Annotated in this window: 5 protein-coding genes; all 5 read right to left on the bottom strand. The window is 41.9% G+C overall.

What is annotated here, in order from left to right:
• Nucleotides 1–28: 28 nt before the first annotated feature.
• From MHB38_RS05270 to addB, 5 genes are read right to left on the bottom strand one after another with little or no spacing between them, the layout of a single operon-like run.
• Nucleotides 29–328, bottom strand: a complete 300-nt coding sequence (locus MHB38_RS05270) for a hypothetical protein (protein WP_035700204.1) — start codon at nt 326–328, stop codon at nt 29–31.
• Between the two features lie 17 nt (nt 329–345).
• Nucleotides 346–3741, bottom strand: a complete 3396-nt coding sequence (gene sbcC / locus MHB38_RS05265; RefSeq protein ID WP_202734578.1) for an exonuclease subunit SbcC — start codon at nt 3739–3741, stop codon at nt 346–348.
• The gene (gene sbcD, locus MHB38_RS05260; protein WP_341002676.1) at nt 3738–4913 is read right to left on the bottom strand and encodes an exonuclease subunit SbcD; all 1176 of its coding nucleotides are present in this window, start codon (nt 4911–4913) and stop codon (nt 3738–3740) included. Before sbcD ends, sbcC begins: the two co-directional genes overlap by 4 nt.
• Nucleotides 4914–4938: 25 nt before the next feature.
• Nucleotides 4939–8643 carry a helicase-exonuclease AddAB subunit AddA gene (gene addA / locus MHB38_RS05255; RefSeq protein ID WP_341002673.1) on the bottom strand — a complete coding sequence of 1235 codons (3705 nt, stop codon included), beginning with the start codon at nt 8641–8643 and terminating at the stop codon, nt 4939–4941.
• On the bottom strand, nt 8621–12130 hold the full coding sequence (gene addB / locus MHB38_RS05250) for a helicase-exonuclease AddAB subunit AddB (protein WP_341002670.1): 3510 nt from the start codon (nt 12128–12130) through the stop codon (nt 8621–8623). The genes addA and addB overlap by 23 nt, the downstream gene beginning before the upstream one ends.
• Between the last annotated feature and the right edge of the window lie 146 nt (nt 12131–12276).

Below are 12276 nucleotides of genomic sequence, written 5' to 3'. Positions count from 1 at the left end.
TTTCATTTAGAGGAGCGCTTTTTTATGCTCATTTCTTTCTACGTTGTCTTGATTTCTTTGTTTTGACCAGCTTGCTTGCCGGCTGCTTTCGAATCCATTTGATGTACGGAACAAGCTTTTCATCTTGTCTTAGTGCATCCAGCGTATTCAAACGTGCGGCAAGCTCCTGGTTTGTATAAAGAGCATGTACTTGTTTATGGCAAGGGATACACAGGAAGGTAGTCGGTAGAAAGGCCCCGCCCTCTTCTTTTGGGGTCAAGTGATGTTCCGTAAGGACGACCTCTTGTCTTCCGCACAGCTCACATAATCCAATCGTTTGCTTTGCCAACCTGAGATCACCTCACTTTACATTAATTCCATCGAGACTGTTGTTCCTTTCCCGCTTGGATCTGCTGGGTGGACAATCAGTTTCTTTGGCAGTCTCATCTTTAATTCTTCCACATGGCTGATCACACCAACAGCCAAATTTTGAGACTGTAGCTTCTCTAATGCTGTAATCACCGTATCTAACAAGTCTTGATCGAGTGTACCAAATCCTTCATCTAAGAAGAAGAATTGCAGCGGGAACTCACCTCTCAGCTGAATTTGTGCAGACAGAGCAAGGGCAAGTGCTAAAGACGTCAGGAAAGTTTCTCCCCCAGACAAGCTGGATACCGGACGTCTGACACCTCCATTGGCATCATCCCGCATCACAAAACCGCCCTCTGAATCGACTTCAATGGCATATCTTTGTCTTGTCAAAATCCCAAGACGATGAGAAGCATCGCGGCTGACACTTTCTAACTGTTCTTCTGCTAGGAACTCAACAAACGTATTCCCTTTAAACACAGTTTGAAGCTTATCCAGCCGGTCAATTTCTTGTTGCAATTCTTCAAGACGTTCATGAATGCTTGCAAAGCGCTGATGGTTTGTTTCAATCACTCGCAGATGCTCTTGTGCAGATCCACTCAGCGCTGTCGCTTCTTCAAGCGCTTTTTCTGCCGCTTCTTTTTTTAGTTGAATGTCTGTCCACTCGTCTTCATCCAGCGACTCACCTTTTAACAGTTCAGAAATTCGCTTTAAGTTTGCTGCACATTGCTTTCTTTTATCCTCAAATTCCTCAATTTCCTGTTTGACTGTAAGACGTACAGATCGATCCATTAAAGCAGGTTCAATCTCCTGCGGCTGATCAAAAGGAGTAGGTCCTGTTTCTTTTTGCCATGCTTCCTCAGCTTCTTGTTTTCGCCGCTTAGCCTCTTGGAGCTGACGTTCACTGCTTGAGAAATGGCTTTGCGCCTCACTAAATAATTGCTGTGCATGCTTTAATTGCTCGTACGAATGCTGTTCTTTTTCATTTAGATGAGCAAGAGATTGTTGAACTTCGTCCAGTTCATCAGAAAGAGAAGCGGCTTTTAAAGGATATCGCTGTAGATCTGTTTCATATTGATCGATCAGGTGCTGCTGGCTTCCCAGTTGATGCGCCAGCTTATCGAGTTCCTTCTCTAGATCGTATATGGCTGTTTGCAGATGCTCTTTTGCCTGCTGTTTTTCCTCTAGAAAAGAAATACTCTTCTCAATACGCTCTTGATAACCTTCCGCTTGTTGATCCTTTTCGTCAATTTGTTGCTGCATTTCCTGCACTTGGTTGATTGTCAGGTGAGGAAAGGTCTGTTCAAATTGCGTCAGTTGTTCGGAAAGCTCAGACCGAAGCTCCTTGATCAGCATGTCTAGTTCTTGTATGCGCTGCTGCTCAAATGTCAGTTGATCTTTTACTTTGCTCATTTCTGCCGCTTGATCATAAGTGACGTCCATTAAACGAGCTCGTTTGCTTTCGATTGCTTGAATATCTTGTTTTACACCTTTCCATTCTTGAATCAGCTGGTACAAAGACTGCGGATTCTGTACTGCTTCTACTGCTGCAGCTACTTCCGAATCGGGGGCTTTTTGAGATAAAAAGGAGAACTGTTTAACTAATTGATTGGCATGCGTTTCAAGCAGCTGCTTTGCAGCAAACATGTCTCTAGCATATTCCTCTGCCAGCTTGAGCTCTTTATCCATTTTTACAATCCATTCATCAATTTGGGCAACCGTTTCTTCATGGTCATTGTCTATCACAGCATTTGGATCATGATGAATCGATCCACAAACAGGACATGGTTCACCGTCTACTAGCTCTGCCGCTAATTCTTTTCTTAATTCTGCCGATCTGACAACATCACGCTGTTTTAATTTTTCTTGTTTTTTGTCCTGCTCTTTATGACTCCATTCTGTAAGACCTCGTTCAAATTCACATACATAAAAATACAATTGTTCTATCGCTTGAAACGATTGATTTATTTTTTCATGATGATCTTTTTGCTGTTTTTGAAGCTTTTCATATGATTGTGTCGCCTGTGCTGAACGCTGTCTTAGCTCCTCAATCTTTTGTTCTTCCTTTTGAATGCTCACATTCATTCTTTGAACATTTTCACTGAAACGAAGTGCGTCTTGTACAAGTTTCCGCTCTTTGACAGAGACTTGTAATTGTTCCAGCTCATGCTTCAACTGTGTTTGTTTCGCAAGCGCACGCTCTAATAAAGATTGCAGGTTTTCGGCTTCCGCTTTTTTTTGAGTCAATTGCTGCGTTTTTTCATGGTTTTGCTGCTCTAGTACGGTCTTTTCCTGAAGAGCTGTTTCTTTTTTTCGTTCAATTTCTTTTAATTGAATCAGCTGCTCTTTCTTTTGAAGAAGCTCTGGCTCATTTTCCATTTTCTTTTGCCGCGTTTGCTCATACTCCTGCGTCATTTGATCATAGATCGTTCGTTGATGAAGTAAATGTTTTTCTGCTTCCTGCTTCTCTTTTGATGCTTGAGAGAGCTGCTTTTCAGACTTTGTTAATGCATCCGCATAAGGCTTTAATGTCTCTGCCTGCTCTGCAATGCGAAGTTGATTCTTTTTCTCTTCCATCGTTGGTGCCAGTAGATTGAGTTTGTTTTGTTCCTTCTCGTACGCTTCTTGTTCCTTTTGATACTGCCAGATGGCTTGCGCTTTTGTAAAAGTAGTGAACGCTTCGTCCCGCGTTTGTTTTTTCTCAAGAAAAATAGCTTGCGCCTGCGCAGCTGCTTCTTTAGCTTTCGCTAATGCCTCTGGACCAGCTTCTCCTAATCCAGTCAGTTCAGCCAGCAGTTCGTTTTTCTGTCCATAGTGATTTTGAGCCTTTGCGCGTAAACGTTTGACGAGCTGATCACCATATTTCTCCAAATTAAACAAGCGCTGCAGCATTTGGCGTCTGTCGGCTCCTTTCAATGAAAGGAATTCCGCAAACTTTCCTTGGGGTAAAACAACCGCTCTCGTAAAATCGTCAATGGTTAAACCAAGTAATTCTTCTATTTTACGATTGACCTCACTTGCTTTATCTGCAAGAACTGTCTGCGTATCACCAATTTCAATCAATCGGCATAACGTCGTTCTAACCTTCATTTCATCTGCCCGTTTAAAGGCACGTTCCACTTTATAAGAAATATGGTGTTCCCTTTGCAAAGCGAACGTAAAGGAGACAGACAGCTTTTCTTCAGCTTGGTTCAAAATACCATGCGTATTATTGAGTGCACGTTCGACCTTGCCATAGAGTGCGAGTGTCATGGCATCTAATATGGACGATTTTCCGCTTCCAGTCGGTCCAAAAATACCAAACACACCTGCATCACATAAGGAGCTAAAGTCAATGGTTTGCTCTTCTCTGAAGCTATGAAGTCCTTTAATGGTTAGCGTGATCGGCTTCAATTCGCTTCCTCCTCTTGCATGTCATTGGCAAGCTCTAAAAATAGCTTGACGGTTTTTTCATCAGGTATACCTCCACCTGTCTGACGCTCATAAAATTTCACGAACCGCTCTTCAATCGAGAGCTTTTCCACTTGTTTTTGTTCTTCTTTTTGCTGTAACTCTTTAAACTTTGGTCTAATATGGACAAATCCACTATGCTGTTTTCTAAGCTGATGAATTTGTTCGATCGACAGCTGATCTGTTAAGTGAATCTCTAAATCAATCCAGGCTTGAAGATCCCGCTTTTCATCCAGCCAACTGTGTACTTGGCTCAGTCCTTCAGTCGCCTTCCACTTCATAAGTGGTTTACCGCTTGATAAAAACACTTCTTTCCAGCTTGCTGTTTCATTCGGTTTTGCATCCACAATGGTGACTGATTTGGCGTAGCCTGCTTCAGAAAAGCTGTATGCAAGTGGAGATCCAGAATAGCGGGCAATCGTTTTGGCGCGTTTAATGGTTTGTGGTCGATGCAAATGCCCCAGTGCGACATAACAAGCCGCCTCAGGCAGACTTTCGGCCGCAACGGTATATGCGCCTCCCACTTCAATCGGCCTTTCCGAATCCGTTTGACTGCCACCTGCCACATAAATATGACTTGTTGCGATATTAACCGTATCCGCCTGAAATTGGCTGCTTAAATGTTGAAACATTTGTTGTATTTTTAAATTGTACTGATCACGGAGCAGTTTCTCTTCAAATGTTTCAGCCAGCACTTCGTTGAGCCTTGCTTCGGACGGGTAAGCGAGTGCTGCAATAGATAGACGTTCACTTGCAGAAGGAACATCGACATGAATTAAATCATTTGTCGGATATCCAATTAAATGAATCCCCTGCTCATTCGTTAAAGGAGATGCGGCTGATAAACGGTCTGGGTTATCATGGTTGCCAGAGATCACAACCACCTGACGCTTTCCTTTATCAGATAATGCAGACAGACTTTCATAAAAAAGCTGTTCTGCGCGAGCAGGAGGGTTCACTGTATCAAAGGCATCTCCAGCCATCACAACGACATCAATGTGTTCATCCTTGACGATTTGATTTAATTCATCTAAAAACTCAGCTTGCTCCTCAAGCCGGCTTCGGCCTTCAAGGGTTTTCCCTAGATGCCAATCCGCTGTATGCAGAATCCTCATGTGATTCACCTCTCATTCATTCCACCTATAAAGAAATTTCTAGATTTCCATCAAAGAAATAAAGGATTTTCTCCTCTAATGTTCTGTTTGTTAAACGCTCTACCGCTGCTGTATACAACGATATTTGCGTTTCATAGCGTTTTTTTAACATCGCCTCAGCTTCCTCTAATCCACCTGAGAATCTGCCAGTCACTCGATCTGTTTTATAATCAAGTAAATAGAGCTTGCCATCTGCTTCAAATAAACAATCAATCATTCCTTGAATGAGCACAGGTTCACCTTCTGCATCAATATGGCTGTATACCTCTTTAACCGGTAAAACCATACTAAACGATACTTCTCGTTTCACCCAGTCCGCTTTCCGCAGTTTTTGACCAATAGCAGTAGAAAAGAAGGCCACAATTCCTTCTCGATTGATGGACTGGATTTGTTCATCTGTTAGTAAGTCTTTCTCTTTTAAAGAATGGAGCAGCTCTTCTACACGAGATTCATCATATGATTCATTTGAAGGAAGAGGGATATGCTGCATGACTGTATGCATGGCCGTCCCTTGTTCTGCGGCTGTGAGTGTTTTTTTCTTCATAAAAGCCGGTCGTTCGTACAATGTCGCACGAGCTTTTCGAACGGAAGAAGGCACACTGTATTCATCCTGTATTTCTTTCATTCTTTTGATCTCAGAAACTGACTGCTTTGTCCCTACTTGGGAGGCCGCTAAATATGGATATCGCCATGAAAGTCTTTCTTTTACTTCCTCCTCGTAATCGCCATATCCTTGAACAGGCACCCCTTCCATTAATGCTTGTACCACTTCGTCTTGTTTTTGTTTTTCAAGTAACATGTCTTCTTTTAGAAGATCGGACGCTTGATGAAAGGTGATAGAAAATGATGATGGATGAGAGAGAACGACTTCTCTCGATTCTTCTAAAAGAGATGACATCGCTTGATGACGGATAAGAGCAGGGCCAATAAAATCTAAGTATGTTCTCGCTTGATAACGTTCAAAATCAGGGAGGAGCCAGTCGTCTCCGTTTGCGGCATTTTGCCACTTGCTTAAAGCTTTCACTTGATTTTTGACAGAGCCGACTAAAAATAATTTTTCCTTCGCCCTTGTGAGCGCCACATATAGAACCCTCAGTTCTTCAGATAATAACTCTTTTCTCATCTTTTTTTTCATCGCGATCAGCGGTAATGTTGCATAACTAATTCTCAGCTCAGGATGAATATATTTGCTGCCAAAACCTAGTTCTTTATCGAGCAAGTAGGACTGATTTAGATCCATCATATTAAAGTTCCTGCCAAGTCCTGCAGTAAATACAACAGGGAACTCGAGCCCTTTACTGCTATGAATGGTCATCATGCGGACAACATCCTCTGTTTCACTGAACGTTTTTGCCGCTCCAAGATCATCTCCACGCTCTTGCATTCTTTCAATAAATCGAAGAAATCGAAACAGCCCTCTAAAAGTAGCCTTTTCATACTGTTTTGCTCGATCATATAAAGCCCGAAGGTTTGCCTGTCTTTGCTTGCCTCCTGGCATCCCGCCGACATAATCTAGATATTGTGTATCTCGGTACACTTCCCAAATCAGTTCTGCTACCGAATGCTGAATAGAAAAATCACGCCATTTGCGTAATTGAAGGAAGAAACGCTCCAGCTTTCTGCATGTTGGATGATCAGAGTGTGTCACACTCATAAATGCCTTCACAGCATCATAATAAGTACCTTTTTTATCACTGGTTCTAATCAGTGCCATCTCATTTTCGTCTAAATGAACAATAGGTGACCTTAAAACAGCAGCGAGCGGAATATCTTGATATGGATTATCAATCACTTTTAACAAAGAAAGAATGACAGATACCTCTGTAGCTTCAAAATAGCCTGAGGAAAGATTCGCATAAACAGGGATTCCCTGCTTCTTCAACTCTTCCATCATTTGCGGAGCCCACGGCATTGAGCGAAGCAAGATCACAATGTCTCGATACTGCAAGTTGCGGGTCAATTGCTGTTTTGCATCGTACACTTGAAAAGGCTGTTCTACCAATTCTTTTATTTTCTTTGCAATCACTCTCGCCTCAAATTGAACCGTCTCTAGCTCTTCTCGTTCTTCATCGCTTTCTGTGTCGTGCTGATCTAAATGAACAAGAAGCATTTCTGTCGTCGTGTCTTCGCTTTGCGGATAACTCGCTCCAAGCTTTAATTCAGCTTGTTCGTCATATTCAATTTCTCCAACCGTTTCTCCCATCAGCTGTTTGAACAGAAAGTTGGTACTGTCTAAAACATCAGCCCGGCTACGGAAGTTTTTATTTAGATCAATTCTTTTACCTGTTTCATTGCTGTCTGCTTTGAATTGTTTATATTTATTTAAAAAGAGCATCGGCTCTGCAAGTCTAAAGCGATAAATGGACTGCTTCACATCACCAACCATAAAGCGGTTGCCTTCGGCAGGATGTTTTCCTTTAGACACGAGCTTTAAAATCGTTTCTTGGACAAGGTTTGTATCCTGGTATTCATCCACGAGTACTTCTTCAAATTGCTGTTGATAGTATTTAGCCGCTTCTGTTTCAATGAGATTTCCTTCTGCGTCCTGCTTCGCTAAAATGCGCAAACAATAATGTTCTAGATCCGAAAAGTCTACGATTGATTTTTCTTGTTTTGCTCTCTCGAAACGCTCTCCATATTGAATCACAAGCTCTACAAGTGTTTCTACAACTGGCTTCATTTCAGCCAAGCTTTTTAAATGCTGATCGGGACTGCGCATAAAGTATTCATCTTTTAGCTTTTCTAATTGTTTTTTGGCTTGATTGCGTGCATCTGTTGCTTTTTCTAACAGAGCTGGGTCATAGTCATCCCCTTTGCAAGTCTTTAACCTTTTAAAATTGATGTTTGGCAAAAGCTCATAAAGTGTTCCAAAATCATCTTGATGCCTTATTAATTCATTTACTTGCTCTAAATCATCTATAAAATTTTCTGCTCTCGGTGCTGGACCTCCCGGCTCTTTTGATAAAGTGAGCGCTTGTTCCAGCAGTTCCTGACAGCTTCTTAAAACGAGAGAAAGGTCCTCTTTGATATATGGATAAAAGGGTAACTCTTCTACCTTTGTCTGTGTATCCACATCATAAAGAGAAAGGAATGCCCGCATCCATTGTTCGGGCGCTGGATGTGACCTAGAAAACTCATAAATTCTTTTGACAAGCCATTGAAGATCTAAATCATGCCGATCAGATGTGTAACGATCAACGAGTTCAAAGAATGACGGCTTTCCAGTCTTATACTCATCCTCAAACAGTTCATCTAACACTTCATCTCCTAATAATTCTCCTTCTGTTTGATCAGCCAAACGAAAACCTGGATCAAGGTCAATCTCATAATAAAAGGTACGGAGAACTTGCAAACAAAAAGAGTGCAAGGTAGAAATATTGGCACGATTCATAAGTGACAGCTGTCTCCGCATATGAAGTGATCCAGGGTTTTTAGATAGTTCTTTTTCAAGTGCTTCAGTGATCCGGTGCTTCATTTCTGCTGCTGAAGCATTGGTAAAAGTCACTACGAGCAGCCTGTCCACATCAACTGGCTGCTCAGGCCGAGTCATTTTTCGAATCAGCCGTTCAACCAAGACCGCTGTTTTTCCTGACCCTGCCGCCGCAGCAACAAGAATATCTTGTCCTTCTGAAACGATGGCGTTCCATTGGTCATCTGTCCAAGTACTGTTATTCGGTTTTGGTATTTGCATACTGATCCCCTTCTTTTTTGATCCGGTCTAACATGACATCATCCTTCTCAGATGTGAGCACCCTAAATTCATTATCTTCTATTGATTCATCAAATTGGCAAATAGACTTAAAAGAGCAAAAGCGGCAAGGGGTTTGATCCTTTAATTTATATGGGTTTATCTCTACCTCACCGCTTGTAATTCTTTCTCCTGCCTCTTCAAAGGTTCGCCGAACGTGTTTAGTGAGAATGTGAAAATGATCTTCACTTAATACCGCAGAGTCAGATCGGAAAGAACCATCCTTTTTCAAACCAGCTTGGATGACTTGTGACCTTCCTGATTCGAGTGTTTGATCCATCAACTTCACTGCTTCCACATCTTCGAGCAATAGACCCTTCATTTTAAATTTCTTCAATATTTCCTGCTCAATTGCATCTTCTCCAAGCGGAATAGGCGCTTGAATCAGCGGGTCATGAATATGGAAGTATAAAATTCCTGCCGGTGTCGCTTCCATGCCAAGCCATTCTTTAGAATACGTAATGGTCAGGTCTAAATATGTGAGCATTTGCAAGGCTAAACCGTAGTAAACTTCTGCTAGATCAAGCCCCTTCTCACTGGACTTATAGTCGACAATTCTTAAAAGAAGTCCTTTTGATCCTTCTGCTTTATCCACTCGGTCAATCCTTCCAACAAGCTCCATCGTGCAGCCGTTTTTTAATTGAAAAGTAAACGGTGGCAGAGGTCCTTGACCTCCAAAACCTAACTCAAGTCCAACCGGAGAGAATCCGCTCACTTTTGCATGTTCGCTTAATATAGAAGACACCCTGATGAGGATTTTTTGGAGCTTTTCTTTTATATAAGCATGCCGATTAGAGCTTAATAAAATTTCTTTTTGCAGACGTGGAGCCAGCTGTTCGATTGCATGCCTTGAGTAGGTCACACAATCTTCCTTCGTTAAGTTTTTCCAATCCTTTTTTTGTTCAACAAGCGTATCTGAAATCAGTTTTAAAGCCGAGTGAAAGAGCTGGCCGATATCAGGTGCTTCTAATTTGTAAAATTGTCGATCTTTTAGTTTTAGCCCGTGGGAAGCAAAATGAGAAAATGCACATGCATTGAATTTCTCCATTCTTGAAACACTGCCCTGAATATGGTCACCGTAAAGTTCTTTTGTGACATTCGGCTTTAAACGTTTCGCTCTATTTGTAAAGAACAAGCTGGACATGATTTTTTTTGATACGTCGCGGTTGGACGAGGTCATCAAATGATTATATACACTCCACCATACGCCGCTGATCGGATATTGATTGAGCCATTGTTGCAGCTGCGAAACGGTATAGGATAACGAGACATGCTCGTTTGTTACAAATTTTAATTGCTCCTGGTCATCCAACTGCTCTGGATCTAACACATAGAGGGCTTGCTGATGGTTTGGCATCAGTTCCTCACAATACTTGATGAGGGTCGAAGGCAAAAGAGACCGCCCTTCCGTATCTGAAGCTGAATAGGATAAATACAGGTAGTGCGATGGACTGGACAGCGCTTGATAAATCAAAAATTGTTCATCCAGCAGCCGTTCCTTCCCTGTCTCTGCCAGCTCTGCTCCTGCACGTTTTAACCATTCCCGGTCGTCCTCAGACAATACACTTTCATCAGAGGGCCGCGCAGGTATAACCCCATCATTTACTCCAATGAGAAACGTACACTTTACTTGATACATTCTGGATAAATCCATACTTCCAATAAAGACTTGATCAAGTGAAGGGGGAATCAAAGCGAACTTGAGAGAGGCCAATCCTGTATCCATCATCTGTTGAAATAATGGAAATGAGAGCTCCTCCTCGCCCAGCATTTCAACAAATTCATCCATTAATTGAATGACAGCATCCCATACTTGCCCATGCTGCATCGCTTCAGCTAACCTGCTTGCTTCTTCTGCCTCAAGCCTTGCCTTTTCAAGCTTTTCTGGCACTTGGGCTTCTTCTAGAAAGACATACACTGCCTCCACCATGTCTCTTAGCTTTTGCGCTTTTTTCAATCTTTTTTGCAATTGAAAGAGAGGCGGAACAATCCATTCTTTTACATCATTCAGCATTTGCTCCATTTCTATTTCTTGATCGGTTTGTCCAAAATCTTCATCTAATGATTGAAAGCGGCGATAATGAAAGCGTGAACCATTCGTCCAGCGTTCACCTTTTACACCGTAAGCAATACAATAGTTTTCAAGCTGATCTGCCTGTTCTCTTGCTTTGTTTTTGGCGAGTTCAAGCGGAAATAAGAACTCCGTTTTCACACAGCGAAACACCGCCTCATACCGCCAGTTCCCTTTTATGACATCGAGGCTCGAACGAATGAACTCAATGAGCGGATGATACTGCATCGATTCATTTCCATCAATAAAGAAAGGAATATCGTAATCTCGAAACACCTCTTTTAACGTATCTTTATAGTCGTCTACATGTCTTGCAACAATTGAGATGTCTCGTAACCTAAGACCTTCCCCTCTTACTAAATCAAGAATATCTTTCGCTACTCCCTCAATTTCAGCTCGTTTATTTGCACTTTTCGATACGGTAAGGTGAGGCGTTTCTTCTTGATACGGCTGCAAAGGTCTCTGTTCATATTGATTTTCTAAATAAGCTAGATCTGGGGTATGAAGATGCCGCTTATTTCTCTCCAAAATGTTCTCAGAAATAGCCGCTCCGCACTCTTTGGCCAGCTGATAAAGCTGGGAATATGTCTTACCTGTCATGCGAAATAAATCAAGTTCATTTGGCTGCGTGTCATGATAGGAACGATCCACTGTGAATGCAGCTGTTATTTTTTCTGCATGTAGCAAAAGCTGTTCAATGACAAGAAGCTGTTGGGGGGTAAACTGATAAAAACCATCTATATAAATGTGTGCCCCTCTCAATTCTTCTGATAAAGGAATTTGCTGAGCCAGAAGTGTCAAGTAATCCTCTGAATGCACATACTCATCTTGCAGATGCTGCTCCATCTGCTGATAAAGAACATGAAGATCATGCAATTTTTCCGCCGCACGTCTTTCTTCTGTATACTCTGAATGCATGCTGGATGCCGAGATTTTTTCAATATCCTCTGGCATCATACAGTACCTTTTGAATTCAGCCATCGTCTTTTCTATTTGCTCAACAAATCCCGGTTTATCACTCGCCTTTTTGAATACCTTAAACTTGTCTTTCTGTTCTTCTATTACTTTTCTTAAGAGCATTTGAATCCCTGTGCTTGTGACAAATTGACGGTTCGCACCTCCAGTCTGCTGTAATATAGACCAGGCAAGCCGAGTAAAACTAAAGACTTTGGCCCTGATCATTCCACCAGCTTCAGATGTTTTTGCAAGCTCATATTCCATTAAAAATGTCATTTGATCCGGGACTAAAAAAATGATTGGCGGACCCAGCGGATCAAGCCGAAGTTGTTCTTTGATTTCTTCTAGAATTGCAGTCGTTTTTCCACTCCCCGATCTGCCTGCTAAAAACTGAATCTCCACGTTCCACAACACCTTTCTTATGTACTCATATTCTAGCGAAAATAAAGGTAAATAGCTATTTTCCTATCACCTTCCCTTTCTCCTCCGATTGAAAAGAAAATAGGCACCTTTCCCGACTCTTTTCATATCATAAACCATCATGATCT

Source organism: Bacillus sp. FSL K6-3176 (assembly GCF_038003325.1).
GTDB classification, from domain to species: Bacteria; Bacillota; Bacilli; order Bacillales; family Bacillaceae; genus Bacillus; species Bacillus altitudinis.
The sequence above is the reverse complement of the archived record's forward strand: the minus strand, read 5'-3'. Positions and strand labels throughout refer to the sequence as shown.